This is a genomic window from Saccharothrix sp. AJ9571 (assembly GCF_021725495.1).
Taxonomy (GTDB): domain Bacteria; phylum Actinomycetota; class Actinomycetes; order Mycobacteriales; family Pseudonocardiaceae; genus Amycolatopsis; species Amycolatopsis magusensis.
The window spans coordinates 2,453,144-2,478,481 of record NZ_CP091382.1 but is presented as its reverse complement, the minus strand read 5'-3'; the positions used below and the strand labels follow the sequence as shown (position 1 = coordinate 2,478,481).

Here is a 25,338-nt window from a genome sequence, read left to right as displayed (position 1 = left end):
CCTATCGAGGAGGTGCTTCGGCCGGTGAACCCACCGTCGTCAGCAAACACCGGACATGACGTGGGGTGGACTCCGATCGCGGAAGAAGCCATGCGCGCCGCGCGGGTCCTGCACCCGGAGTCCTACCGACTCCCCAGGCCGGATCACCGCCGCGTCCTCACGGTCGCCAACCAGAAGGGCGGGGTCGGCAAGACCACCAGCGCGGTCAACCTCGCCGCCGCCCTCGCTGTCCACGGGCTCAAGACGCTCGTCGTCGACCTCGACCCACAGGGCAACGCCAGCACCGCGCTCAACGTGGAACACCGCTCGGGCACCCCCTCGGTCTACGAGGTGCTGCTCGGCGAGGTCACCCTGGCGGACGCCGCGGCGATCAGCGAGCAGTCCCCCCACCTCTACTGCGTGCCCGCCACGATCGACCTCGCGGGCGCCGAGATCGAACTCGTCTCGATGGCGTCCCGCGAGACGCGTCTCAAGGAGGCGCTGACGAGCGAAGCGATCGACCAGCTCGGCGTCGACTACGTGTTCATCGACTGCCCGCCGTCGCTCGGCCTGCTGACGGTCAACGCGATGGTCGCCGCGCAGGAGGTGCTCATCCCGATCCAGTGCGAGTACTACGCCCTGGAAGGACTCGGGCAGCTGCTCAGCAACATCGAGCTCGTCCAGCAGCACCTGAACCGCGAGCTGATCGTGTCCACCATCCTGCTCACCATGTACGACGGGCGCACCAAGCTCGCCGACCAGGTGACCCAGGAGGTCCGCAACCACTTCGGCGAGGTCGTGCTGAGGACGGTCATTCCCCGCAGCGTGAAGGTCTCCGAGGCGCCTGGCTACGGCCAGACGATCCTCGCCTACGACCCCGGTTCTCGCGGGGCGCTGAGCTACTTGGACGCGGCGCGTGAGATCGCCGAGCGCGGTGTGAAGAACGGTGAGAAGCGATGAGTGCCGAACGCAGGGGTGGGCTCGGACGTGGCCTTGCCGCCCTGATCCCCACCGGTCCGGTCAACGCCGAGGGCAAGCCGGTCGAGCTGAAGTCGGCCCCCGCGGTTGAGAACGGGCAGAACGGGTCGGCGCCCGCGTCGGCCGGTGAGGTCGCCGGAGCGGTCTACCGCGAGGTGCCGATCAGTGCGATCAAGCCGAACCCGAAGCAGCCCCGGCACGTCTTCGACGAGGACGCGCTGGCCGAGCTGGAGCACTCGATCCGCGAGTTCGGGCTCATGCAGCCCGTCGTGGTGCGCCAGCTGCCGGGCGACGAGTACGAGCTCGTCATGGGCGAGCGGCGCCTCCGGGCGTCGCAGCAGGCCGATCTGGAGAAGATCCCGGCCATCGTCCGGCAGACCGCCGACGAGGCGATGCTGCGTGACGCGCTGCTCGAGAACATCCACCGGGTTCAGCTCAACCCGCTCGAAGAAGCCGCCGCCTACCAGCAGCTGCTCGACGAGTTCGAGGTGACCCACGAGGAACTCGCGGGCCGCATCGGCCGCAGCCGGCCGGTCATCACCAACACCATCCGCCTGTTGAAGCTGCCGCTGCCGGTGCAGCGCCGGGTCGCCGCCGGCGTGCTGTCAGCCGGTCACGCGCGTGCCCTGCTGTCGCTGGAGAGCGCGGAGGACCAGGAGGACCTCGCGACTCGGATCGTCGCCGAAGGCATGTCGGTCCGCGCGACCGAGGAGGCGGTGACGCTCAAAAAGAGCGAGTCGCCGCGCAAGGCGAAGCCCGCTCCCCGCAAGCCGATGCAGGCGCCAGGGTTGCAGGATCTCGCCGTGCGGCTCTCCGACACGTTCGACACCCGCGTCAAGGTCGACCTCGGCCGCCGGAAGGGCCGGATCGTGGTCGAGTTCGGGTCGGTCGACGACCTCGAACGGATCGTGGCCTTGATGGATCCGAACAAGACAAATCGGACATAGAAAACCGATTAGGGATCACCCCGGGTCGTTTCGTCACGGTGATGATTTCTCAGCGTTGATCCACGAGCACGCAGCGGCATCGAAGATCGCGTCGCCGGATCGGTCCGATCCGGCGTTGGCGTCAGCGCGAGATCGCGCGGTCGATCAGTTCGGCGAACACCGTGCCGAGCGAGCCGCCGCCGGCTTCGATCGCCATCGGCACGGTCGAGGTCTCGGTGAGACCGGGCGACAGGTTCACTTCGAGGAAGTGCACGGTCCCGTCGGCGCCGACCACCGCGTCGGTCCGCGAAATATCGCGAAGCCCGAGCAACTGGTGCGCCGCGACCGCGAGTTCGCCGACCGCCTTCGCCGACTGCTCGGTGAGCCGGGCCGGCGCGAAGAAGTCGGTCAGGCCGGCGGTGTAGCGAGCGGTGTAGTCGTACACCCCGCTCTCCGGCACGATCTCCACCGCGGGCAGCGCGGTCGGACCGGTTTCGGTTTCGATGACCGCGACCGCCACCTCGACGCCGTCCACGAACCGCTCGGCGAGCACCGTGTCGCCGTACGCGAAGCAGCCGACCATCGCCGCCGGGAGTTCGGCGGCGTCGCGGACCACCTGGGTACCGAGCGCCGAGCCACCCTGATCCGGCTTCAGGATCAGCGGCAGGCCGAGCCGCTCGACCATCGCGTCGAGCACGGCCTGCGCGCCCAGTTCGCGAAAAGTGCTGTGCGGCAGTACGACCCAGTCCGGCGTGGCGAAGTCCGCCTTGGCGAGCACCGCCTTCGCGGTCGGCTTGTCCCAGGCGCGGCGACAGCCCTGTGAGCTGGTGCCGACGAACGGCACGCCCAGCATTTCCAGCACGGTCTGCACCGAGCCGTTCTCCCCCTGGCCGCCGTGCAGCGCGACAACGGCGGCGTCCGGCCGCTGGGTGCGCAGCCGTTCGAGCAGACCGGCGTCGGTGTCCCACTCCTCCACGCCCAGCCCCTGGGACCGCAGCGCGGCGGAAAGCCGCCTGCCGGAGCGCAGGGAAACGTCGCGTTCGTGGGACAAACCGCCAGCGAGCACGGCAACGGTGCGTTCGGCCACCGGGGAACTCCTTGGATTCGTGGTCGTCAGGCGGTGTCGGGCGACGGGTTTTCCGGCCCGGACACCACGCGGGGGTTCACGCTACCGAAGGTGCGCATGAGGTCCATTTCGGATTCGAGCACGGCGGCGAGCCTGCGCACGCCTTCCTTGATGCGCTCCGGCGTCGGGTAGCAGTACGACAGGCGCATCTGCCTGCTGCCGAACCCGTCGGCGTAGAACCCGGTGCCCGAGGCGTAGGCGACGCGGGCGGTCACCGCGCGCGGCAGCATAGCCTTGGTGTCGACGCCTTCCGGCACGGTGACCCACACGTAGAACCCGCCGTCGGGGTGCGTCCACGAGCAGCCGGGCGGCATGTGCTGCTCCAGCGCGGACAGGATGGCGTCACGGCGTTCGCGGTAGTTCTCGCCGAAGGTCTTGATCTGGCCCTTCCAGTCGTGCGTGGCCAGGTAGCGCGAGACGACCAGCTGGTTGAGCGTCGGCGGGCACAGCGTCGCGGACTCCGCCGCGAGCACCAGCTTCTCGCGCACGGCGTGCGGCGCGAGCACCCAGCCGACGCGCAAGCCGGAGGCGAAGGTCTTGGAGAACGAGCCGAGGTAGACCACGTTGTCCGGGTCCATCGACCGCAGCGCCGGGTACGTCTGACCGTCGAAACCGAGCAGGCCGTACGGGTTGTCCTCGACCACCAGCACGTCGTGTTCGCGGCAGATCTCCAGGATTTCCGCGCGCCGCTCGACGGCGAGCGTCACGCCGGCGGGGTTGTGGAAGTTCGGGATGGTGTAGAGGAACTTGACGCGCTTGCCGTGCTTGCGGCACTGGTCGAGCGCCTCGCGCAGCCCCTCGGGCACCAGCCCCTGGCCGTCCATCGCGACGTGCACGACTTCGGCTTGGTAGGCGGCGAAGGAGCCGAGCGCGCCGACGTAGGACGGGCCTTCGGCGATCACCACGTCACCCGGGTCGCAGAACAGCCGGGTCACCATGTCCAGGCCCATCTGGGAGCCGACGGTGACCACGACGTCGTCCGGGTGCGCGCTGATGTCCTCGAGCGCCATCACCTCGCAGATCTGCTCACGCAGCGCGGGCACCCCGTGCGCCGAGCCGTACTGCAGCGCGACCAGGCCGTCGTTCGCGATCAGCTCGGCCATCTGGGAGGACAGCGAGTCCAGCGGGAGCGCGGCCAGGTTCGGCATGCCGCCGGCCAGCGATACCACCTCGGGGCGGCTGGCGACCGCGAAGAGCGCTCGGATCTCCGACGCCGTCATGCCCGCGGTGCGCGCGGCGTACCGCGGCAGGTGCGGGTCGAGGTTGTGGTGGCCGCTCTGCGGCTGTCTTGCTGGGCGCTTTTCGCTCATCGGGCACTTCGCAAACGCTGTCGGCCGGCATGGTCGGTGCTACTCATACGTAGATCCATCGAGTGTAACCATCCCCTCTTCCGGTCCTCGGCTCTTCCGGTGCTCATCACATCCCCCTATCCTGTGATCCCGGGCCGGTTTGCTCTTGCGGTGAACCGTGCTCCCGCAAGGGGTTCGCAACTCAGGGGAGGTCGTCGGGTGTCGCGACGCGTCGTGGGCGTCACGCTGGACAACCTGGACCAGGTACCCCTGCACTGCCGGCGGTGCGTGTACTGGGAAGTCGCGCCGCACCTGAAGGCGCAGGCGGAGGAGTTCGGCGAGACCGAGGTCGAGAAGGAAGCCTGGGTGTCCAGCGTGCTGCTGGAATGGGGTTCCTGCGGGCGCATCGTCTACAGCGACACGCTGCCGATCGGGTTCGTGCTCTACGCCCCGCCGAACGCCGTGCCGAGGGCGAACGCCTTCCCCACTTCACCGCCCGGACCGGACGCCGTGCTGCTCACCGCTTTCCACATCGCGCCGGAGTTCCGCGGTAGCGGGCTGGGGCGGATGCTCGTGCAGTCCGTCGCGAAGGATCTGACCAGGCGTGGCGTGAAGGCGATCGAGGCCTTCGGCGCCACGGAGCCCATGCCGAATTCGGAGCACGCCTGCGTGCTGCCCGCCGAGTTCCTGCAGGCGGTGGGCTTCAAGACCGTGCGCCCGCACCCGCAGTTCCCGCGCCTGCGGTTGGAACTGCGGTCGGCGATCTCCTGGAAGGAAGACGTCGAAGCGGCGCTCGAGCGCCTGCTCGGTCAGGTGACCATCACCACCGCCGAGCCGAGCATCGCCCGCTCCTGACTGGGTTATCCACAGTTTGTGAACAGTGTGACGAGTTGTCCACAGATTTGTGCCCAGTTGTCCCCAGGTGCTGCTGTGTCCTCTGGTACTGCTCCGGCTGATTGGTGTTCAAGACCGTCCGCGAAAGGTGCTTAACCGGCCATCTCGGCTCGGTTACAGTCGGTTCTCGCCACAGCACTTTCTGAGATCGGTGTGCTGTTCGCCATGCCGTCGTGCCGGGGAGGGCAACGATGCCGGTGCAGATCGCCGCGTAGAGCGGGGAGGCGACGAACTGCTCGAACAGGCGGTCCGCGACGGGGACGCGGTGGTGATCAGCGCGGACGGGCGCCTGAGAAGAAGCGACGAGGTGCCGGTGGGCGGTTGGACCTGTCCGAGATCGACGGCGGTGAGCACGGCGGCATCGTGGTGTTCAAGCGCGGAGCCGAGGTGGTGCGTGCCGTTCGGTTCGCGGAGTTCCCGTTCGCCGCGGACGGCGCGGATTACGGCCCGACTGTGGTGGTCGGGCCGCCGCCGCGGGGGATCGGGGGGTTTCTCGAGTTGACCGGGGGTTAGTCGGCCTTGGCCAGTTCGTAGGCGAGGACGTCGGCGAAGGTGAAGGTGCCGGTGGGCTGGTCGCCCTCGCCCAGCAGGTACAGGCGCTTCACCGCGATCAGGATGCCTTCGGCGACCACGTCCCGGAAGGCCGGGTCCGACATGCGCCGCCGGTCGTCCGGGTTGGTCAGGTAGCCGATCTCCACGCGCACCGCGGGGCAGCGGGTCATGCGCAGGATTTCCCAGGTCTTCGGGTGCGCGCGGCAGTCGAGCAGACCCGTGCGCGCGGCCAGCTCGCGCTGGATGAAGCCCGCGAGCAGTTCGCCGACCGTGGAGCTGGTGCCGTTGCCGGTGCCGTAGTGGAAGCTCGCCACGCCCTGGGCGTACGGCGAGTGGTTCTGGTCGCTGTGCAGCGAAAGGAACAGGTCCGCCCCGGCCTCGTTGGCGAAGGCGGCGCGGTCGGCTTCGGCCGGGCTGTGGTCCGGGCCCCGGGAGATCAGGGCTTCCATGCCGGTGGCCTTCATCCGGCCTTCGAGCCGCCGGGCCAGGTCCCAGGCGATGTCGGCCTCGCGCAGGTTGCCGACGACCACACCGCCGTCCTGACCGCCGTGGCCGGGGTCGATCACGATGCGCTTGCCACGCAGCCGCGGGCCGGAGCGCCGGACCTGCTCCTGCTCGCGCAGGAACACCGGGCGGCCACCGCGGGCGCGCGGGGACAGCTGCCGCAGCGCGCGGACCGTGCCGCCACCGCAGATGCCGTCCACGACCAGGCCGTAGTCGCGCTGAAAGGTCCGCAGCGCCTGCTCGGTCTGCGGGCCGAAGACGCCGTCCGGGCGGCCGGCGTCGAAGCCGAGCTCGGTCAGCCGCTCCTGCAGCGCGAACACGTCGTCACCGTGCACCGGCGCGGAGATCAGGTAGGCCAGCGGGCGGCTGCCCAGGTGGTAGCTGGCGCCACGCAGGGCCCGGTAGGTGGCCGGGCCGACGATCCCGTCGGTGATCAGGCCCCGGCGCTGCTGGAACGCCCGCACGGCTTGTTCCACCGCCATGTCGAAGGAGCCGGGCGAACCGTTCACCGGGGGCAGCAGATCCAGCGCGGCCAGCATCGACCTGATCTCGGCGACATCGGGGCCGGCGTCACCGCGGCGGAGTACCCGCATGCACTCCTCGCTCTTCCTTGGGCGCCGAATCGGCGCTGGGCGAATTCTCACTGGGCAGCAAAGCCCTGGAGTTCTATTGTGCCCTGCGAACTCTCGGTGAGCGCGCAGGGTTGCCTAGCGTGCTCCCGGTCATCGGACCGGGTAACCGGTTCATCGCCGCGAACCCCGCTGGTGTGACGGCCTGACCGGCGCGGGTACGCGAAAAAGCCCGGGTGCCCCGCACCATTCGATACGGTTCACCCGGGCGGGTTGGTTCAACCCCGCGTCACAGCACCTCGGACAGGTCCGAGAGCAGCGCGGCCTTCGGCTTCGCGCCGACGATCTGCTTCACCGGCTTGCCACCCTGGAACAGGATGAGCGTCGGGATCGACATGACCTGGTAGTCACGCGCGGTGTTGGGGTTCTCGTCGATGTCGAGCTTGGCGATGGTCAGCTTGTCGCCGTGCTCCGCCGCGATCTCCTCCAGCACCGGGGCCACCATGCGGCACGGGCCGCACCAGGTCGCCCAGAAGTCCACCAGGACCGGCTTTTCGCTGGTCAGGACATCGTCGGTGAAGCTCTTGTCAGTCACCTTGACCGTGTCGGCCATCATCTCTCCTTCATCGGTGGACCGGAAAGTTTCAGTTGGCGCCGGGGCCGTAGCCCCCGCCGACCAGCTCCGGCGCTTCCTGCGCCTGCTCGGTCACGGCGTGCTCCGCGAGCCAGCGTTCCGCGTCGATCGCCGCCGCGCAGCCCGAGCCCGCCGCGGTGATCGCCTGCCGGTAGGTGTGGTCGACCAGGTCGCCGGCGGCGAACACGCCGTCCACGTTCGTGTAGGAGCTGCGCCCCTGGGTCACCACGTACCCGTTGTCGTCCAGATCCACCTGTCCGCGGACCAGTTCGCTGCGGGGGTCGTGCCCGATCGCGACGAAGAAGCCGGTCACGTCGAGGGTCGAGGTTTCACCCGTGCGGGTGTCCTCGAGCTTCAGCCCGCTGACCTTGTCCTCGCCGGCGACACCGGTGATCGCCTTGTTCAGCGCCCACTTGATCTTGTCGTTGGCGCGGGCGCGCTCGAGCATGATCTTCGAGGCGCGGAACTCCTCGCGGCGGTGCACGATGGTCACCGACTTCGCGAACTTGGTCAGGAAGGTGGCTTCCTCCATCGCGGAGTCGCCGCCGCCGACCACGGCGATGTCGTGGTCGCGGAAGAAGAAGCCGTCACAGGTGGCGCAGGACGAGACCCCGCGGCCGAGCAGCTCCTGCTCCCCCGGCACGTGCAGGTAGCGCGCGGCGGCCCCCATGGCCAGCACGACGGCCCGCGCGGCGTACCGCTTGCCGTTGACCGTGACGTACTTGACCTCGCCGGTCAGGTCCAGCGCCTCGACGTCCTCGGCACGCAGGTCGGCACCGAAGTGCTTGGCCTGCTCGCGCATCTCCTCCATCAGCGCCGGGCCCTGGATGCCATCGCGGAAACCGGGGTAGTTCTCCACCTCGGTGGTGGTCATCAGCGCCCCGCCGAACTGGGACCCCTCGAACACCAGCGGGTCCAGCTGCGCGCGCGCCGCATACACCGCCGCGGTGTAGCCGGCGGGACCCGATCCGACGATGATCAGGTTCCGAACGTCCTCTGCAGCCACCCTTTGCCTCCGCTCGTAGTAGCCGTGTACCTGGCCTAACACGATCGTAGGTCGCGGTGTTCCCGAGGGGTGACGCACACCGCAGCTCACGAGAAAGGGGCGGCACCTCGAAGGTGCCGCCCCTGCTCAGGCGCCTATTTTCCGCCGACCGTCTTGTCCATCAGCTTCTGGCAGTCCGGGGTCAGTGCGACCAGCTGGAACTGGCCGATGACGCCGGGCGTGAGGATCACCATCGTCGCCGGTTGCCCGTCCACGGTGACGCCGCGGATGCCAGCGGGCTTCACCGCGGGGTCGAAACCCTGCTCGGTCAGGCACTGGTCGACGCGGTCCTGGGTGCCCAGCGGGCCGTAGTCGGTCTTCCCGGTGGAGCCGATGATCTCGCCGATCGGGATGTTGTCCTGCTGCAGCGCCAGCGGTGGCTCGTTCGAGCCGAGGCCGGGTGGCGGCTGCGCAGCCGGTGGCTGACCGGTGCTGTCGCCGCTACCTCCCGGGACCGCGATGGCGATCGCCGCGATGGCCGCCGCCGCGATGCCGACCACGCCGGCGCCCCAGCCGGCGATCTTCGCCCGGCGCTTGCGGCGGGCGACGTCGATGCCGACCACGGGCGCGACCGGCGGTGCCATCGGCTCCGCCACCGCCGGACCGGCGTTTCCCGCCGACCGCGCCATCTCTTCGGCCAGCGCGGCGTCCAGCCGCGCCGCGAACTCCGCCGGCATGGGGTCCACGTCGGCGTCACCGAGGGCGGCGAGATCGGCCGTGGTGGACTCCAGCGCCTCGATGATCGCCGAAGCTTCGGCGTCCGCGCGGACGAGCGGCCACAGCTCGGCCGCCTCCCGCTCATCGAGCACTCCCGCATGCAGGTCGGCGAGCACGTCGACAGACCAAGGCGGGCCCACGGCCCCGCCAATCCCCCGACTCTCGTCCGTCATCGTCCCTCCCTCTGACCCTGCGTCCCGAGCGGACGCGTCACACGCCGCTCGGTGCGGTCATGTTTGCTTTCGTTAGTTGGGACGCCGGGTTCCGCGTCGGGGTTCCGCAGATGTCCGAGAACCTTGGCGAGCTTGGCGCGGCCCCTGGCACACCGGCTTTTCACCGTGCCCTGGGCGATTCCGAGCATCGCCGCGGTCTCGGCCACCGAGTACCCCTCCACGTCGACCAGCACGATCGGGGCGCGCTGGTCCTCGGGCAGGTGGTCCAGCGCCTCCTTGATGACCAGGCGGGTTTCCCGCTCGGACATCGAATCGCGGGGCGTGGCCGGTTCGTTGTGGCTGGTCTCGGGCAGGGGGACGGTGGGCCGCGCCTGACGGCGGCGGACCCGGTCGAGGCAGGCGTTCACCACGATGCGGTGCAGCCAGGTGGTCACCTGCGACTCGGCCCGGAAGTTGCCGGCCGCGCGGAACGCCGAGATGAAGGCGTCCTGCAGGGCGTCGGCCGCTTCCTCGGGATCTCGCAGGGTGCGCAGGGCGACGGCCCACATCCGGTCTCGATGTCGGCGGACCAGCTCACTGAAGGCATGTGGATCGCCCGCGGCGTGCGCCGCGATGAGCGCGGCGTCCGTGGGAGTTGCAGCGGTCACTCCTGAGAGCCTATCGACTACCCCTTCCCCCACACGAGGGACACTAGGCAGCCGACAAAAACTCCAAATCGTTGATCTGCGTGACGTGCTTGTCGCCGTCGGTACCCAGCTTCGTGATCCACACGATGACGTACCGGCCTTCGGCGGGCCCCTGCATCTTGATCTCGGTGTCGGGTCCGGTCAGCTCACCCGCTCCGACCAGGCGCGTTTCGGCGAACTTGGGGTTCTTCTTGTCCGCTGTCCTGATCTCCACCGTGGTGCCGGGGCTGTCCGCGGCGATCTTCACCGCGCTCAGCTTCACCGGCTGGTCGAAGCTGTGGAGCAGGCCGACGCCGGGCTTGAGGTCCGGGAACTGCTGGCGGTACTCGTCGGTGCGCCAGAACGTGTCGCGCTTGCCGTCGAGCACGTTCTTCGCCCGCGCCGGGGCATCACCCTCGCCGCTGGGGTTGTAGACGTTGACGCTCCCCGGCTTCACCGGCGGACCGCCGGCGGGCTGCTCCCCAGGCGGCGGAGCCGGGTTGCCGCCGGGATCGGGTGCCGCGGTGGGCGTCGGCTCGGCGACGTTCACCGTCGGGCCACCGGCTTCGGGGCTTTCCTGGAAGAACGAGATCGCCAGCATGCCGAGCCAGGCCAGGATGCCGACCGCGGTCACCACCAGCACGGTCACGCCCAGCGCCAGCTTCCGCCGCCGCGCCGAGTCCTTGACCGGCTTCTTCGTGGTCCAGATCGCGCCGTCGGGGTCGGCCTCTTCCTCCGGCGGGGCGCCGACCTGGTTGATCAGCTGGGTGCGTTCCTCTTCCTCGGCGGCCTGGCCGAGCACCGCGAGGATGGCCGAGCTGGTGCGGATGCCCCCGTGCCCGCCGTCCTCGATGGTGCGCACGGCCAGCGACGAAAGCGTCTGCGGCACGCGGGACTGCAGCGACCGCGGCGGCACGATCCGGCCGTTCGGCGCGTGGGGCGCGCTCGGAATGGCGGGCGGCCCGCCCGGCAGCGCCCAGCGGCCGGTGAGCAGGAGGTACAGCACGCCGCCGATGGCCTTGACGTCGTCGCGCAGGGTGGCGTCGGGCAGCGGACCGGGGAAGGCGAGGCGCAGCGCGCCGTCCGGGGTGAGGCGCAGGCGCTGCGGGTGGTCGAGGCCGAGCACCAGACCGGACTGGTGGGCCTGCTCCACGGCCTGCGCCAGCGCGCCGACCATGCGTGCGGCGGCGGCGGGCTCGACCGGCTTGTCCGCGACCAGGTCGACCAGGTCGCTGCCCTTGGTCCATTCGGCGACCACGATGCCGAGCAGGCCCTCACTGGAGGTGATGCCGTTGCCGAGGTTCAGCACATCGAGGACGCGGGCTACCCCGTCATGGTTGAACTTGGCGGCGTGCGCGGCGCGTTCGAGGGTGCGGCGGGCCGAGCGGGCGGCGTCCGCGTCGGCCGGGTCGCCGACGAGCAGGGTCAGTGCGACATCGCGCCGGAGCTGGCCGTCACGAGCGCGCCAGAGGTGCGCGTCGGCGCGTTCGTCGATGCCGAACTGCGCCAGCAGGCGGTAGCGGCCGTCGCCGACCACGGCCCCGGGCGCCAGCGGTCCACTCCGGGCACGGGCTCCCACCTTCCCCGCACCCCCTTCTTTTCGGCTCGTGTCCACCGCACTCTCCTGCATTTCTCCAACCGAGGGTACGTGAATGTGACACGAGCACTATGCCGTTCCACGCCGAAATCGTTACCCCCGCTTGATCAACCGGGTGATTCTCGAGGTCGCCGGTTTCAGCTCCTCGACCTTCAAAGCCATCAGCACACCGAAGGAGACCCCGATCCCGACCACGCCCTGGAGCACGAGCCGCACCCAGGCCTGCAGGGTGGCGCCCAGCGCGTCGGGCACGATCATGCCGACGACCAGCGCGGCACCGACTCCGGCGGCGCTGGCGACGATGGTGAACAGGATCACCCCCAGTACCCGTTTGCTGCGCAGGTTGCCCAGGCGGACCCAGAGCCAAACCTGCCCGAGCATCGCGCCGATGACGAAGACGAGCGAGTTCACCATCATCACGCCGAGCACGATGTGCTGCGGCGCGAGCAGCGCCGAGGACAGGTAGAGCAGCGGGATCTTGACCCCGGTCATCACCACCATGATCAGCGTCGGCGTGCGGGAGTCCTTCATCGCGTAGAACACCCGCATCTGCAGCATGACCAGCGCGTACGGCAGCAGGCCGAAGGCCGACACGGCCAGCGCCTGGCCCAGTCGCTCGGCGTCGGCCAGTTCGCCCTTGCCCCAGGCGAACAGCGCGACGCCGATCGACGTGCCCGCCACGGTCATCACCGCGGAGATCGGCACCAGCATCACCGTGGAGATGCGCGAGGCGTAGGACATGTCGGCGACGAGCTTCTTGGTCTCGCCGTCGGCGGCCGCACGGCTCATCCGCGGCATGATCGCGGTCAGCAGCGAGACGCCGATGATCCCGTACGGCAGTTGGAACAGCAGCCAGGCGTTCGAGTAGATCGACACACCACCGGCCTGCCCGCTGGTCAGCACGTTGGTGTTGATGATCATGCCGATCTGGCTGATCGCCACGTAGGCGAAGATCCACATCGCCAGGCCGCCGAACTCCTTCAGCCGCGAGTCCAGGCCCCAGCGCCACTTGAACTTGAAGCCGGACCGCTTGAGGGCGGGCAGCAGGAACAGTGCCTGCACGGTCATCGCGGTCAGCACGCCGAGGCCGAGTACCAGCACCTTCGGCTCGCTCATCTTCGACGGCACCAGCGTCGGGTCACCGGGCAGGATGGCGTAGAGGCCGATGGTCACGAAGATGACCAGGTTGTTGATCACCGGGGCCCACTGGGCGGGCCCGAAGATCTGTTTGGCGTTCAGGATCGCCGAGAGCACCGCGAACAACCCGTAGAACAGCAGGCCGGGCAGCAGCAGGTAGGCGAACCAGGTGGCCACCTCCGAGTTGCCCCCGCCGCCCTCGGCCATCAGCAGGCCGGTGACCTGGGGGGCGAAGGCGACCGAGAGCACGGTGCCGAGCAGCAGCACCGTGGTCGCCATGGTGAGCAAGCGCTGGGTGTAGGCCTCGCCGCCGTCCTCGTCGTCCTGCGAGCGGACGAGCAACGGCACCACGACACTGGTCAGCACGCCGCCGAGCAGCAGTTCGTTGATGATCAGCGGCAGCGTGTTGGCCACCGTGAAGGAGTCGTAGATCACCCCGAGCGAGGCCACCGCGCCGAGCATCACCTTCCAGGCGAACCCGGTGATCCGGCTGGTCAGCGTGGCGATCGCCATCCGGCCGCTGGACTTGGCCAGCGACGGGGTGCCGCTCGCGCCACCGCTGGGCTGGGCCTCGGTCGGCGTGACGCCGTCGGAGATGCGCGGGATGAAGCGGGTGGCGTACTCGTCGTACGGCCGGTGCATGTCCGGGTCGGCGGTGGGCCAGCGCGCGCCGGGCGGCAGGCCGCGGTCGACCGGGATGAGCTGGGTGTATTCGACCCGGGGCCGCTGGGGTGGCGGACCGTCGGGGCGATCGCGGTTCCACGGGCGGACCGGCGGCTCGGGTCGCGGGGGCCGCTGCGGGATCGGCGGCGGCGGGCGCAGCGGGCCGCGGGGCTGGCCCGGTTGGGCGTGGGGGCCGCTGACCTGCGGGCGGCCGGGCTGATCGGGATGCACCGGCGGTGCCCCCGGCCTGCTGTTCGGCGGCGGCGGTGGCGGTCCGGGACGGCGATCCACGGGCGGACCGGGACGACCGTCCGGACCGGGGCGGCCGTCGCGACCGGACCGGCCGTCCGGCGCCGGGCGGCCGTCGCGAACCGGAGGGCCGTCGAAGCGATCGGGGGCCGGGCGGCCATCCGGGCCCGGGCGGGCATCGGGCCAGCCGTCGATTCCCGGCCAGCCGCCGGTGCCCGGGCGCCCATCGGTGCCCAGGCGGCTGTCGGGGGCCGGGCGACCATCGGGGCCACGGCCGTCGGGACCAGGACGGCCATCCAGCGGGGGGCGACCGTCGGGGCCTGGCCGACCGTCCGGAATTGGGCGGCCATCCGGGATCGGGCGGCCGTCCGGGCGGGGTGGGGGTGGAGGGACCGGCATCGCGCGGGTGGGGGGCGGAGTTTTCCGCACGGGTACCTGGCGGGGGCGGCCGTCCGCGGGCGTGGGCCGTTGCGCCCTGGCCGGCGGGGTCCGGTCGGGCGGTTGCTGTCGCTCCGAGCGTTCGGGTCGAGGCGGCGTGGCCTGGGGTGGCCGGTCAGACCGCTGTCGCCCGGGTCGCTCCGGTGGCGAGCCCGGCTCTCTGTCCAACACGTGCCCAATCCATCGGCTGCCTACTCAACGATGCCCAGGGTAATGGCCGCGGGGTGGGCGGTTCGAATTACCGCGTCGTTCGAGCCATCGGGCGAAGCGCGACAGAGCGTAGTTGGCGGTGAAGTAGATGGCCCCGATGACGAGGTAGGTCTGGATGAGCAGCTGGTTCTGGTAGTAGCCGATCAGCACCTTGCCGCTGAAGAGCAGCTCGGCGTAGCTGACGAAGAAGCCCAGCGAGGTGTCCTTCAGCACGCCGCCGGTCTGGCTGACCAGCGACGGCACCACTCGTCGCAGCGCTTGCGGCAGGATGACCAGCCGCATCGCCTGACCGTTGTTCAACCCGAGCGCGGCCGCGGCCTCGCCCTGCCCCCGGTCCAGCGAGAGGATGCCCGCCCGGAAGATCTCGCCGAACTGCGCCGAACTCGACACCGCCAGCGGCACCACGAGCTTCCACAGCAGCGGCAGGTCCAGTCCGAGGCTCGGCAGCACGAACAGCACGACGTAGATGAGCAGTACCGCGGGGATGACCCGGACCGTCTCCATGTACGCCCGCGCGAATCCGCTGACGACCACGTTCCGTGACACCCGGGCGACGGCGAGCAGCAGTCCCGCCAGGCCGCCGAGGCCCGCGGACAACCCGGCGGCGAGCAGGGTCTGGCCGAGCGCGGTCAGCAGGTAGCGCCAGTTCGGCCACTGCGTGTAGGGCGCCCACTTCTTCCAGTCCAGCTCGCCGTTGATCGCGAACTGCCGGACGGCCAGCGCGAACAGCAGCGCGCCCGCCAGCACGCTGACCGCGGTGGCGACCCGGATCCGGCGCCGGGCCCGCGGGCCCGGCTCGTCGAACAGCACGTTCACCGGTGGATCACCAGCCTCCGCTCGAGCAACCGGGTGGCGGTGGTGATCAGCAGCGCGAGCAGGGCGTAGACCACCGCCGCGCCGGAGAAGATCAGGATCGGCTCGGCCTCGACCAGGTTGACGCGGTTGGCCGCGGTGCTCAGTTCGACCAGCCCGGCCCCGGCGGCCAGCGCGGTGTTCATCAGCAGCATCACCGTGAGGTTGCCGAGCGGCTGCACCACCGAGCGCAGCGCCTGCGGCAGCACCACCCACCGCAGCGACTGGCCGAAGCCGAGGCCGAGCGCTCGCGCGGCCTCGGCCTGACCGGCCGCCACGGTGTTGATGCCGGTCCGCAGCGCCTCGGCGTAGTAGGCCGCCGAGTACATCGCCACGGCCAGCACCGCGGTGGTGAACAGCTCGAACCGGATCCCCAGCTTCGGCAGGCCGAAGACGAAGAACAGGATCCAGAGCAGCAGCGGCACGTTCTGGAAGACCTCGACGTAGGCCGTGCCGAACAGGCGCAGCGGCCGCACCGGCGAAACCCGGAACGTGACGATGACCAGCGAGATGGCGAGGGCACCGAGGAATGACAGCGTTGTCAGCTCAACCGTCGTCGCCACCCCCTCGGCGAAGGTGCCGAGGTTGTCGAGCAGTACGTCCAACGTCAGGAGCCCGGCACGGAACCGATGGCGGGGGGCGCCGGCGCTTCACCGGACACCACGGTGCCCAGCGAGTCCTTCCACACCTGCTGCCAGATGCCCGCCTGCTGCAACTGGACCAGCCAGTCGTTGACGAACCGCTTGAACGCGTCGTCGCCGAGCTTGAGGCCGATGCCGTACGGGTCGCTGGTGAACGGCTCGCCGACGATCTGGAGCTTGTCGTTGAGCCTGGCCGAAGCCGCGAGCAGGGTCAGGTCCTGCACGTAGGCCTCACCGCGGTTCTGCTCCAGCGCCTGCACGCACTCCGGGTCGGTGGCGAAGCTGACGATGTCCGCGTTCGGGGCCTGCTGCTTGATCGCCTCGATGCCGGGGGTGTTCGCGCCCGCGATGACCTTCTTGCCGTTGAGGTCGGACGGCTTCTTGATCGCCGTCTTGTCCTTCATCGTGGCGATCGCCTGGCCGGACATCAGGTACGGGCCGGCGAAGGCCACCTTCTGCGCGCGCTGCGGGGTGATCGTGTAGGTCTGGAAGACCACGTCGACGGTGCTGTTCTGCAGCAGCGCCTCACGCGTTTCGGAACTGGAGTTGACGACCTTCGCGTCGGGCGAGCCGATGATGTACTTGGCCAGCAGCTTGCCCAGGGTGGCGTCGAAGCCCTCGGTCTCCCCGGTGGCGGGGTTCTGCTGCGAGAGCAGGGGCGCGTCCAGCGAGCCGCCGATGAGCAGCTGACCGCGCTGCTTGATCGCCATGGCGGTCGGGCTGGCGGCGATGGCCTCCGCGGTCGCGACCGGCGCGCGGTCGATGATCCCCTGGCCGGTCGAGCCGGGTGCACCCGGCAGCGCGCCGGGTTCGGAAGAGCAGGCGGCCGCCGTGCTCAGGGTGGCGATGGCGCAGGTGAGCACGAGCATCCTGCGGGTTCTTGACGCTGCCATGGTTCGCGTAGCCCCTCACCATTCATGAAACCGATTCACGGTTTAGTGGGAATGGACCGAAGAATGGTCCAGTCCACCCATCGGCGTCAAGGAGTTACTGAGGGTAAATTACGAACACACCGGCTCAGGAGGCCTGGGCCTGGTCCTTCCCGCGGATCCGCCGGTAGATCCGGCGACCGGACAGCAGCAGCAGGGCCGCGCCAGCCACGATCGTCACGATCAGCGTGATCAACCCGAACTGGGTGGAGTTCAGCTCCATCCGCGCCGGTGCGCCCAGCGGCGTGCCCCCGGGGGTGCTCAGCGAGACGTCCACGCTGAAGTGCCCGGTGCGCAGCGCCTCCGCCTGGATCAGGTGCGGCACCGAGCCGCGGGCGGGCAGCGGGCGGTCCGGGATCTGCTCGGGCCGCAGGCCGGTGAAGTTGCTCAGGTTCACCCGCACGGTCACGCCGACCGGCAGCGAGTTCTTCAGCGTCACCGGCAGCGGCGAGGTGTCCGAAGCCAGCGAGATCTGCTGGCGCGGGGTCTCGACGGTGATCTGGCCGCGGAGCCCGTCGAGCTGGCTGCGCGCGTCCCCGGCGGCGGCCAGCGCGCCCGCGGTGTCGGCGCGCCAGGCCGTCGAGGAAGCCCGCATCAGCCCGGCGCGCACCGGCTTGACCAGGTCCTCCGGCTCCACCTGGGTGGTCGGGTCCTCGGTCAGCGAGCCGCCGAAGTCGGCGGTGTCCTGCTCGGTCTCGTGCAGGGAGTTGATCACCGGCTGCGGCAGCTCGGCGGGGGCGTCCTTGGCCGAGTAGTCCATCTTCGCGGTGCCCTTGACCGGCGCCGCCAGCTCCTCCAGCACCGGTTTCGGCGAGACCATGCCGAGGCCGGCGTAGTCGCCGACGGTGCGCAGCAGCAGGGTCAGCTCGTCGACCGGCGCGGTCCAGCGGCGCGGCGGGGCCAGCAGCAGCGGCGCGCCGCTGGTGTCGGACTGCGCGCCGGTCTGGAAGGCGAGCACGGCGAGCGCGTTCTGCGCGGTGACGTCCGGGTCGTCGGCCGGGGTCAGGTTGGCCGCGGTGCCGTCGGCCGGGCGGGTCACCGCCATCGACCGGGTGAGCAGCGGGTCGATGGCCACCCCGCGCAGGTTGGTGCCTTCGATGGTGGCGGGCGCGGTCAGCGGCCGGGTGGAGACCAGCTGGTCGGACTCGGCGATCACCGTGGTCACCCTGGCGTCGGCGAGCGTGCCGAGGGTGGCCGAGTCGAGCCCGCCGTTCGGCCACAGCACGCCGGGCAGCGGTTTGACCCCGAGCAGGCGCTCGTAGAGGGAGGTGTTGTCGACCGCGGTCTTGGTCAGCGCGGAGTCGCCGTCGGTGACCTGGCCCAGCGCGGGGAGGTCGGCATCGGCGTAGGGCAGTTGCAGCACGCACGCGCCCTGGAGCAGCTGACGCAGGGCGCCGAGCCAGCGGGTCGCGGTCTCGTTGCCGCGGCCGGGCGCCTGCCCGCCGTCGGTGGTGCGCACCAGGTAGCCGCCGGTCATCTTCTCGACGGTTTCGAGCAGGTCGGGGTCGATCGCGAAGCACAGCGAGTCGAACAGGCGAGAGTCGCTCTGGACGTTCTTCGCCGCGGTGATCAGGTTGTCGAGGCGGCCACCGGGAGCCAGGTCGATGGCGAGCTGGTCGTCGGAGAGCACCAGCGTGCCGCCGAACGGCGCGGCCACCACGCGCGGGCGGGTGTCCGCGATCGGCCACAGCACGGACAGCTCGGTGGGGCGCTCCGGCCGCGGCGGCGCGCTCTGCCCCGGCACGCCGAGCACCGGCAGCAGCATGCTGAACGCGGCCAGCCTGGCCTGGCCGCCGCGGTCGGGCGTGCCGTTCACGTTGACCAGCAGCGGGTACACACCCGGCTTGCTGACCAGCGCCTTCGCGTCCCCGCCGAGGGGCACGGTGATCTGGAGCGGAACCGTCTGACCGGGCTCCACCACGCGTGCGACGTCGGTGTAGTCGGTGATCGAGGCGTCCGTCGGCGGCGCTTCGGCCAGTGCCTCGCCGAGCTGGCGGGAGGTGGTCTGGCGCTCGCCGAGCTGCAGGCGCACCCGCACACCGGTGATCCGGCGGTCACCGGTGTTGGTCACCGTGCCGGACACGGTCAGCGTGGACGAGGTCGACACCAGCAGGCGCGGGTTCATCTCGTCGATGTCCAGCCGGAGCCTGCTCGGCGCCTCCGGCACCGGCTGGGCCTGGGCAGCGTTCGCCGGAACACCGATGAACGCCTGCACCACCAGGAGGAACGCGGTCAGCGTGGCCGAGGCCAGCCTTTTCACTCGGGGACTCCCTCTGCGGAGGAGCGGGAAGCTTGTTCCGCGAACAGTTCGCGGGCCTTGCGGACCAGGGTGCGCTCGTCGGCGTAGGCGAGCTTGGCCTCCAGTTCGGCCACCGGCACCCACGCGACCTCGGTCACCTCGACGTCCTCGTCGGACAGCTCGCCGCCGAAGGCTTCGAGCAGGAAGTGGTGCACGGTCTTGTGCACCCGCCGCCGCTCGGCGACGAACCAGTAGTCGATGGTGCCCAGTGGCTGGAGCACGTGCGCGGAAATGCCGGTCTCCTCCTTCACCTCGCGCACCGCGGTCTGCTCGGTGGTCTCACCGTCTTCGATATGCCCTTTGGGGAGCGACCAGAGCAGTTTCCCGCGCCGGTCGAGCCTGCCGATCAGCACCGCGTTCTCCCGCTCGGCGTCGACCACCAGCCCACCGGCCGAGGTCTCGTCCACCGTGGTCAGCCTTCTCCCGCGGCGGCGCCGGGATCGGCGTCCCGGTTTGGCGCCACCGGAGCGACCGGCCGATCCAGGCATGCTGCGATGCTAGAGCAACAGCGTGCGCCGGTACGCTGGCTTCTCGTGTCCGTGTTGATCTGTGTGTGTAGTAAGTGCACCGCCTACGTGGTGGGATCCCAGTGAACGAACTCGCCGTCCAGCGGAACGCGGTGATCGAGCTGATGCGCATCTCACCGGTGGCCGATCAGCTCGCCGCCCGCTTCGCCGCCGCCGGCCACCGCCTGTACCTGGTGGGTGGCAGCGTCCGCGACGCCCTGCTCGGCAGGCTGTCGCCCGACCTCGACTTCACCACCGACGCCCGGCCGGACCAGGTACTGGCCGTGGTCGCGGGGTGGGCCGACGCGGTGTGGGACGTCGGCATCGCCTTCGGCACGGTGGGGGTGACCAAGGACGGCTCGCAGCTGGAGATCACCACCTTCCGGGCGGACAGCTACGACCAGGTCAGCCGCAACCCGGAGGTCACCTTCGGCGACAGCATCGACGGTGACCTGCTCCGGCGTGACTTCACCTGCAACGCGATGGCGATCGAGTTGCCGTCGAAGTCCTTCGTCGACCCCCACGGCGGCCTGGACGCGGTCCGGATGAAGGTGCTCGACACCCCCGCCACCCCGCAGGAGTCGTTCTCCGACGACCCGCTGCGCATGCTGCGGGCCGCGCGGTTCGTCTCGCAGCTCGGCTTCGAGCCCGCGCCGCGCGTGGTCGAGGCGATGACCTCGATGGCGGGGGAGATCAGGCGGATCACCGCCGAGCGGGTGCAGGCCGAGCTGTCGAAGCTGCTCACCGGCGCGCACCCCCGCCTCGGCCTGGAACTGCTGGTGGACACCGGGCTGGCCGACCACGTGCTGCCCGAGGTGCCCGGCATGCGCCTGGCCATCGACGAGCACCACCAGCACAAGGACGTCTACCAGCACTCGCTGACCGTGCTGGACCAGGCGATCGGGCTGGAGCGCCAGGAGGACCCGGACGCCGAGCCGGACCTGGTGCTGCGCCTGGCCGCGCTGCTGCACGACATCGGCAAGCCGGCCACGCGCAAGTTCGAAGACGGCGGCGGGGTCAGCTTCCACCACCACGAGGTGGTCGGCGCGAAGATGACGCGCAAACGTTTGCGCGAGCTGAAGTACAGCAAGGAGATCGTCGAGCAGGTCTCCCAGCTGGTCTTCCTGCACCTGCGGTTCCACGGCTACGGCAAGGGCGAGTGGACCGACTCGGCGGTGCGCCGGTACGTCACCGACGCCGGTCCCCTGCTGTCCCGGCTGCACAAGCTGGTCCGCGCCGACTGCACCACGCGCAACAAGCGCAAGGCCGCCGCGTTGCAGCGCACCTACGACGACCTGGAAGCCAGGATCGCCCGGATCGCCGCCGCCGAGGACCTCGCCAAGGTGCGCCCCGACCTCGACGGCAACGAGATCATGAAGCTGCTCGGCCTGCCGCCGGGGCCACTGGTCGGCCAGGCGTGGAAGTTCCTCAAGGAGCTGCGGCTGGACCGCGGTCCGCTGGAGCACGACGAAGCCGTCGCCGAGCTGCGCCGCTGGGCGGCCGAACAGGGGCTCACCGGACCGGACCAGACCACGCCGGGATAACTAGAACGTTCGGCCGATCTTCTCCGACTGTTGATCCGAATGCCGATCGGATGAACGATACTCACTTCCCCCACAGGTGAGATGGAGAGTCATGCGCCGCCAGGGACCGCCCCAGCAGGCCAGCTTCCTCGTCACCCTGCTCCGGCGGGGTGCGCCGGCGATCGCGACCGCCAGCAGCGAGCTGTCGGACGAGGTCGCGGACCCGACCCCGGTCAGAGCGCTGCGCCGGATCTCGGCGATGGCCGCGCCGGTGGACCCGCGCGCCAGCGACGGGCTGCTCCTGCGCGCGGGTCGCTATGTCGCCTTCGTGCCGATGGTCTACCGGCTGATCGCGGTGCCGGGTGCGCTCATCGCCTACCTCGGCAGGCACGGCGGCACCGGTGCGGCACCGGTGCTCACCGTGGCGATCCTGTCGGTGCTGCTCAACGCGTACGGCGTGCGGTGGATGCTGCGCTCGGCGCCGTTCCGCAGCGACCGGGCCGCGGTGCTGCTGACCGCCGACGCGGTGTTCACCGCGCTGGCGAACCTGGTGGTCGCCGCGCTGGTGCCGCCGGAGGTCTTCGTCGACGCGATCGCCGTGCCGGGCAAGCACCTGCTCGGCACGGTCGCGTTGTTCACCCTCGCGCTCGGGCTGCCGTACGGGATCGGCCTGCTGGCCGGCAGCATTCCCCTGCACCTGCTGATGAGCTGGGCGAACACCGGCACCTTCAGCCCCGGCCGGGCGTTCGCCGGGCTGGGCACGATGGCCGGGGTGCTGCTCACCGCGTCGGGTGCGCTGGTGCTGATCGGCCTCGGCACCCGGCTCGCGCTGGCCTACGGCATCCGCAACGGCCGCCAGGCCGAACGCGCGCGGCAGCACCGGCTGATGCACGACACCGTGCTCCAGACCCTGGAGGCGCTGGCACTGCCGGGACAGGGCACGGCCGAAGAGCAGCTCGCGGAGGTGCGCCGGCTGGCGCGCGCGGAGGCCGTCGAGGTGCGCGAGTACATCGAGGCGGCGGCGAACGAAGGTGCCCGCCCACTCGGGGAAAAGCTCGCGTCGCTCGCCGCGGAGATGGCGCGTGACGGGCTGCGCGCGCAGGTGGTGATCGCCGAGCTGGACGAGGACACGCTGTCCGAGGTGCGTCAGATCGCCATCCGGGACGCCGTGCGCGAGGCCATGCGCAACACGATGAAGCACTCCGGCACGGACAAGGTGCTGGTGCGGGTCGAGGAGCGCGACGGCGGCATCGCGGTGATCACCCGCGACCACGGCACCGGCTTCAGTTCGGACACCCGCCCGCCCGGGTTCGGCATCAGCGAGTCGATCACCGCGAGGCTGGCCGAGGTCGGCGGGAAGGCGACCGTCGAATCCACGCCGGGCAACGGCACCCGCGTGACATTGTGGGTGCCGTGCTGACGGACTCCACCTTCGAGACCTTGGTCGCCTGCCTGACCGCGTTGCGTGACGAGGACCGGCCGAAAGCCGCCGTGCTGGCCGGGCAAGCCGCGGGTTCCGGTTCACGGCTGGGTGCCGCACTGGCCCGCCACCTCGGTTCGGCCACCGGCGGTCACGTCTACGACCAGCCCGCCGCGTTCACCGCGTTCATCCGCGGCGGCGGCAACGTCCACCTCTACGACCAGCTCGCGCGGCGGCTCGCCGCGGTGTACGACGACCGCCGCCCGGCTTCGCTGCTCGACCTCGGCTGCGGTGACGGGCTCGCCCTGGTGCCCGCGCTGGACCTGGCGGCCCACCGGCCGTCGCGGATCGACCTGGTGGAGCCGTCGGCCGCGTTGCTGGAGACCGCGCGCGAGCGGGTCACCGGCGACGGGGTGCACGCCGAGCAGACCACCGCCCAGGAGTTCCTGGCCGGCACCGGAGCGGACTGGGACCTCGTGCAGTCGACGTTCGCGCTGCAGTCGCTGGAGCCGGACGACCGGCTGGAGGTGTTCCGCGCGCTGCACGGACGCACCGGTGAACTGGTGCTCGCCGAGTTCGACGTCCCGGACGTCACCGAGGGCAGCCCGGAACACCTGGCGTCGCTCGCCGCCCGGTACGAGCGCGGGGTCGCCGAATACGACGACGACCTGGTCGCGCAGGGTTTCCTGATGCCGATGCTGCTCGGCCTGGTGTCTCCGGGCGGCGTCCGCAACAACTGGGAGCAGCCCGCCGGGGACTGGGTGAAACAGCTGACCGAAGCCGGGTTCGACGACGTCGAGGTGACGTCGCTGGCCGACTACTGGTGGTCCCCCGCCGTGTTGATCCGCGCGACTACGCGCTGACCTTCTCCATCGCGCCGGTCTCCACGTGCTGGCCGAGTGGCCGCGGCAGCAGGTACGCGACCGCGCCGCCGGGCAGCGCGCCCCACGGCACGGTGATGCCGGTGAGCACGCGCAACGGCCGGTGCAGCACGTAGGTGTGCTGCTCGCGCTCGCGTTCGAAGGCGAGCGAGGTCTCCGGGAACCGCACGTGTTCCGGGTGCACCAGGTTGCCGCCCTCACCGCCGAAGCGCTGCACCACGGTGCCCGCGGGCAGCACGATCATCCGCTTGGCGCGGAAGAAGTTCAGCGGCGGCTCACCCCGCAGCGGCAGGATCGGCCAGTCCGTCGGGTGCCCGGCCTCGGCCTCCTCCGGCTCGCGGGCCAGCGCCGGGTACAGCACCATCGTGCCGATCAGGTGCCGGGCCGCGTCCTGCACGTGGTCGAAGGGCACCGGGTCCACCGGCTCGCCGTTCTCGAACCGCGCGACCTCCCAGTGCCCGCCCACCCGGCGCAGGCACCAGGCGCCGTCGGCGGGCTCGCCGACCCGGTAGAGCGAAGGCGCCACGCCCAGTTCGGCCAGCCTGCGGTGCAGCACCTCGAACACCTCGGCGGCCCGCAGTTTCGGCAGGCCGTCGCCGTCGCGCTCACCGCGGGTGTGCTTGTCCGGCCCCGGCAGGTCCTCTTCGGACTGCGGCGGGTACGGCTTGCCCAGCACCTCGGCTTCGGCGGTGTGCCGCAGCTTGTCCGGCACGTACGGCGGCCGGTGCAGGCTCGCCCGGATGTGGTCGACCAGCTCCGGCTCCGGCGGCACCCCGTACTTGCGCAGGTAGTGCGGCACGGCGGCGGGCCAGATCCACCGGCCGTCGGTGTGGAAGGCGTCCGGCACGTCGGGGCGGCCGTGCGGGGAGAACAGGTCGGGCAGCGGCACCGGGCGGCCCGAGGCCACCGGCGAGCGGTACAGGTAGTCCAGCACGCGGCGCACCTCGTCCGGCGGCAGCGGCGGCCGGTTCACCACCGGCTGCTCACCCTCGGCGTGGCTGTCCACCACCTTCGCGTGCCGGAAGGTCACGTCCAGCGGCAGGCCCGCCTTCGCCGCGAGCCAGTTCGGCACGTGCTTGCGGTCGCGCGGGTACAGCTGCAGTTCGGCTTCGTAGGCCTTCGCGGTCGGGCGCCCGCCCTCCCCCGGTGACAAGCGCCAGTGCGGCTCGGCGTCCACGTCGAAGTCGAAATCGAAGTTCGAGCCGGAGTCCAGCGTGAAGGTGCCCTCGAACCAGGTGCCGGTGGACGGCTCGTACATCGCCGCGCGCAGCTGGCTGAACAACTGCCCCAGCTGCGCCGGCGGCGACAGCGAGACCACCAGGTCACCGGCGATCGCGCGGACCTCCAGCTCGGAGTACCCGCCGACCTGCCGCAGCTGCGCGCCGACCCGTTCCCAGCCGTCCGGCAGCACTTTGAGCATGGTGCGGCCGATCGCGCGCAGCAGCGCGTTCGCGTCACCGGTGCCGCGTTCGGCCCGGGGGGCGTCCGCCGGGATGAAGTCGTGCCGCTCCTGCCAGAGCGCCTCGATCTCCTCGGGTTCCGCGGTGGTGGTGAAGTCGGTCAGGCCGAGTTCGCGGGCGCGGACCTCGTCCTGCCCGGTCCACCGCAGCGTCAGCGCCTCGCCGTTCTGCGGGGCGACGCGGTAGATCTCGTCGGCGAACAGGCAGTGCGTCTGCACGCTGAAGGTGCTCGCGGCCTCGGCCTCGGGCACCACCTTCGCGGGGCTGCCGTTCCACTCGGTGTCGAAGTCGGCGGGCGCTTCCTCCCCCGGAAGCGCCACCAGCAGCACGGTGCCGTCGGCGGTCGAGCGCTGGGCGCGGAACACCTCACCCTGCCAGGCCGCGTAGAGCGAATCCGGTCGCTCAGCCGCGTCTATCCGGTAGCGCACGCCTCTGTCCCCCTTGTATGCCCCTCGGTGAGATCCGAGTCAAATCTAGTCGCC

22 protein-coding genes are annotated in these 25,338 nt (G+C 70.6%); 7 read left to right on the top strand and 15 right to left on the bottom strand.

Going from position 1 to position 25,338, the window contains the following annotated elements; genetic code table 11:
• The first annotated feature begins 24 nt into the window (after positions 1-24).
• Complete coding sequence (locus L3Q67_RS10825; RefSeq protein ID WP_499189383.1) at positions 25-939, top strand: ParA family protein; 915 nt, start codon at positions 25-27, stop codon at positions 937-939.
• Positions 936-1,904, top strand: coding sequence for a ParB/RepB/Spo0J family partition protein (locus L3Q67_RS10820; RefSeq protein WP_499189382.1), 969 nt, complete (start codon positions 936-938; stop codon positions 1,902-1,904). The genes L3Q67_RS10825 and L3Q67_RS10820 overlap by 4 nt, the downstream gene beginning before the upstream one ends.
• A gap of 121 nt (positions 1,905-2,025) precedes the next feature.
• Here L3Q67_RS10820 and L3Q67_RS10815 read toward each other — a convergent pair whose 3' ends face one another.
• Both L3Q67_RS10815 and L3Q67_RS10810 read right to left on the bottom strand, forming a co-directional pair.
• Complete coding sequence (locus L3Q67_RS10815) at positions 2,026-2,970, bottom strand: D-alanine--D-alanine ligase family protein (RefSeq protein WP_499189381.1); 945 nt, start codon at positions 2,968-2,970, stop codon at positions 2,026-2,028.
• A 26-nt stretch (positions 2,971-2,996) separates the two neighbouring features.
• The gene (locus L3Q67_RS10810) at positions 2,997-4,319 is read right to left on the bottom strand and encodes an aminotransferase-like domain-containing protein (protein WP_499189380.1); all 1,323 of its coding nucleotides are present in this window, start codon (positions 4,317-4,319) and stop codon (positions 2,997-2,999) included.
• Between the two features lie 198 nt (positions 4,320-4,517).
• Between L3Q67_RS10810 and L3Q67_RS10805 the strand changes: the two genes are divergently transcribed.
• Together L3Q67_RS10805 and L3Q67_RS10800 are read left to right on the top strand one after the other, a co-directional pair.
• A complete protein-coding gene (locus L3Q67_RS10805; RefSeq protein WP_499189379.1) occupies positions 4,518-5,153 on the top strand; it encodes a GNAT family N-acetyltransferase in 636 nt (211 codons plus the stop codon).
• Between the two features lie 360 nt (positions 5,154-5,513).
• Complete coding sequence (locus L3Q67_RS10800) at positions 5,514-5,705, top strand: hypothetical protein (protein ID WP_499189378.1); 192 nt, start codon at positions 5,514-5,516, stop codon at positions 5,703-5,705.
• Here the strand turns inward: L3Q67_RS10800 and L3Q67_RS10795 are convergent.
• From L3Q67_RS10795 to L3Q67_RS10740, 12 genes are all read right to left on the bottom strand, one after another.
• Positions 5,702-6,841 carry an N-acetylmuramoyl-L-alanine amidase gene (locus L3Q67_RS10795; RefSeq protein WP_209663426.1) on the bottom strand — a complete coding sequence of 380 codons (1,140 nt, stop codon included), beginning with the start codon at positions 6,839-6,841 and terminating at the stop codon, positions 5,702-5,704. The genes L3Q67_RS10800 and L3Q67_RS10795 overlap by 4 nt on opposite strands.
• A 265-nt stretch (positions 6,842-7,106) precedes the next feature.
• A complete protein-coding gene (gene trxA, locus L3Q67_RS10790; protein ID WP_499189377.1) occupies positions 7,107-7,430 on the bottom strand; it encodes a thioredoxin family protein in 324 nt (107 codons plus the stop codon).
• Between the two features lie 31 nt (positions 7,431-7,461).
• Positions 7,462-8,457: an NAD(P)/FAD-dependent oxidoreductase gene (gene trxB, locus L3Q67_RS10785; protein WP_499189376.1), complete on the bottom strand. Its 996-nt coding sequence runs from the start codon at positions 8,455-8,457 to the stop codon at positions 7,462-7,464.
• 134 nt (positions 8,458-8,591) lie between these two features.
• Positions 8,592-9,386, bottom strand: a complete 795-nt coding sequence (locus tag L3Q67_RS10780; protein ID WP_499189375.1) for an RsmA family anti-sigma factor — start codon at positions 9,384-9,386, stop codon at positions 8,592-8,594.
• Positions 9,383-10,033 (bottom strand): RNA polymerase sigma factor SigM, encoded by a 651-nt coding sequence (gene sigM, locus L3Q67_RS10775; RefSeq protein WP_499189374.1) that lies wholly within the window; start codon positions 10,031-10,033, stop codon positions 9,383-9,385. The genes L3Q67_RS10780 and sigM overlap by 4 nt, the downstream gene beginning before the upstream one ends.
• 43 nt (positions 10,034-10,076) lie before the next feature.
• A complete protein-coding gene (locus L3Q67_RS10770; RefSeq protein ID WP_499189373.1) occupies positions 10,077-11,630 on the bottom strand; it encodes a protein kinase family protein in 1,554 nt (517 codons plus the stop codon).
• A gap of 111 nt (positions 11,631-11,741) precedes the next feature.
• Positions 11,742-13,427 (bottom strand): murein biosynthesis integral membrane protein MurJ, encoded by a 1,686-nt coding sequence (gene murJ, locus L3Q67_RS10765; RefSeq protein WP_499191496.1) that lies wholly within the window; start codon positions 13,425-13,427, stop codon positions 11,742-11,744.
• Between the two features lie 903 nt (positions 13,428-14,330).
• Entirely contained in the window at positions 14,331-15,161 is an 831-nt protein-coding gene (locus tag L3Q67_RS10760) for an amino acid ABC transporter permease (RefSeq protein WP_499189372.1), read from the bottom strand.
• Positions 15,158-15,802, bottom strand: a complete 645-nt coding sequence (locus L3Q67_RS10755) for an amino acid ABC transporter permease (RefSeq protein ID WP_209663434.1) — start codon at positions 15,800-15,802, stop codon at positions 15,158-15,160. The genes L3Q67_RS10760 and L3Q67_RS10755 overlap by 4 nt, the downstream gene beginning before the upstream one ends.
• A gap of 2 nt (positions 15,803-15,804) precedes the next feature.
• The gene (locus L3Q67_RS10750) at positions 15,805-16,731 is read right to left on the bottom strand and encodes a glutamate ABC transporter substrate-binding protein (RefSeq protein WP_499189371.1); all 927 of its coding nucleotides are present in this window, start codon (positions 16,729-16,731) and stop codon (positions 15,805-15,807) included.
• 124 nt (positions 16,732-16,855) lie between these two features.
• Positions 16,856-19,027, bottom strand: coding sequence for a DUF6049 family protein (locus L3Q67_RS10745; RefSeq protein WP_499189370.1), 2,172 nt, complete (start codon positions 19,025-19,027; stop codon positions 16,856-16,858).
• Positions 19,024-19,554 carry an NUDIX hydrolase gene (locus L3Q67_RS10740; RefSeq protein WP_209663437.1) on the bottom strand — a complete coding sequence of 177 codons (531 nt, stop codon included), beginning with the start codon at positions 19,552-19,554 and terminating at the stop codon, positions 19,024-19,026. The genes L3Q67_RS10745 and L3Q67_RS10740 overlap by 4 nt, the downstream gene beginning before the upstream one ends.
• 143 nt (positions 19,555-19,697) lie before the next feature.
• On the opposite strand from L3Q67_RS10740, the gene L3Q67_RS10735 reads away from it, so the two are divergent.
• The 3 genes from L3Q67_RS10735 (at position 19,698) to L3Q67_RS10725 (ending at position 23,378) form a co-directional block, all read left to right on the top strand.
• The gene (locus tag L3Q67_RS10735) at positions 19,698-21,116 is read left to right on the top strand and encodes a CCA tRNA nucleotidyltransferase (RefSeq protein ID WP_499191495.1); all 1,419 of its coding nucleotides are present in this window, start codon (positions 19,698-19,700) and stop codon (positions 21,114-21,116) included.
• 91 nt (positions 21,117-21,207) lie between these two features.
• Entirely contained in the window at positions 21,208-22,515 is a 1,308-nt protein-coding gene (locus L3Q67_RS10730) for a sensor histidine kinase (protein ID WP_499189369.1), read from the top strand.
• The gene (locus L3Q67_RS10725) at positions 22,509-23,378 is read left to right on the top strand and encodes a class I SAM-dependent methyltransferase (RefSeq protein WP_499189368.1); all 870 of its coding nucleotides are present in this window, start codon (positions 22,509-22,511) and stop codon (positions 23,376-23,378) included. Before L3Q67_RS10730 ends, L3Q67_RS10725 begins: the two co-directional genes overlap by 7 nt.
• Here the strand turns inward: L3Q67_RS10725 and L3Q67_RS10720 are convergent.
• Entirely contained in the window at positions 23,368-25,284 is a 1,917-nt protein-coding gene (locus tag L3Q67_RS10720; RefSeq protein WP_499189367.1) for a TNT domain-containing protein, read from the bottom strand. The two genes, L3Q67_RS10725 and L3Q67_RS10720, sit on opposite strands and share 11 nt — an antisense overlap.
• Between the last annotated feature and the right edge of the window lie 54 nt (positions 25,285-25,338).

Bases quoted from the DNA above. Each gene is read 5' to 3' on its own strand.
- L3Q67_RS10820 (WP_499189382.1), top strand. From the start codon at position 936: ATGAGTGCCGAACGCAGGGGTGGGCTCGGACGTGGCCTTGCCGCCCTG.
- L3Q67_RS10810 (WP_499189380.1), bottom strand. From the start codon at position 4,319: ATGAGCGAAAAGCGCCCAGCAAGACAGCCGCAGAGCGGCCACCACAAC.
- L3Q67_RS10795 (WP_209663426.1), bottom strand. From the start codon at position 6,841: ATGCGGGTACTCCGCCGCGGTGACGCCGGCCCCGATGTCGCCGAGATC.
- trxA (WP_499189377.1), bottom strand. From the start codon at position 7,430: ATGGCCGACACGGTCAAGGTGACTGACAAGAGCTTCACCGACGATGTC.
- L3Q67_RS10780 (WP_499189375.1), bottom strand. From the start codon at position 9,386: ATGACGGACGAGAGTCGGGGGATTGGCGGGGCCGTGGGCCCGCCTTGG.
- murJ (WP_499191496.1), bottom strand. From the start codon at position 13,427: ATGCACCGGCCGTACGACGAGTACGCCACCCGCTTCATCCCGCGCATC.
- L3Q67_RS10750 (WP_499189371.1), bottom strand. From the start codon at position 16,731: ATGGCAGCGTCAAGAACCCGCAGGATGCTCGTGCTCACCTGCGCCATC.
- L3Q67_RS10740 (WP_209663437.1), bottom strand. From the start codon at position 19,554: ATGCCTGGATCGGCCGGTCGCTCCGGTGGCGCCAAACCGGGACGCCGA.
- L3Q67_RS10735 (WP_499191495.1), top strand. From the start codon at position 19,698: ATGCGCATCTCACCGGTGGCCGATCAGCTCGCCGCCCGCTTCGCCGCC.
- L3Q67_RS10730 (WP_499189369.1), top strand. From the start codon at position 21,208: ATGCGCCGCCAGGGACCGCCCCAGCAGGCCAGCTTCCTCGTCACCCTG.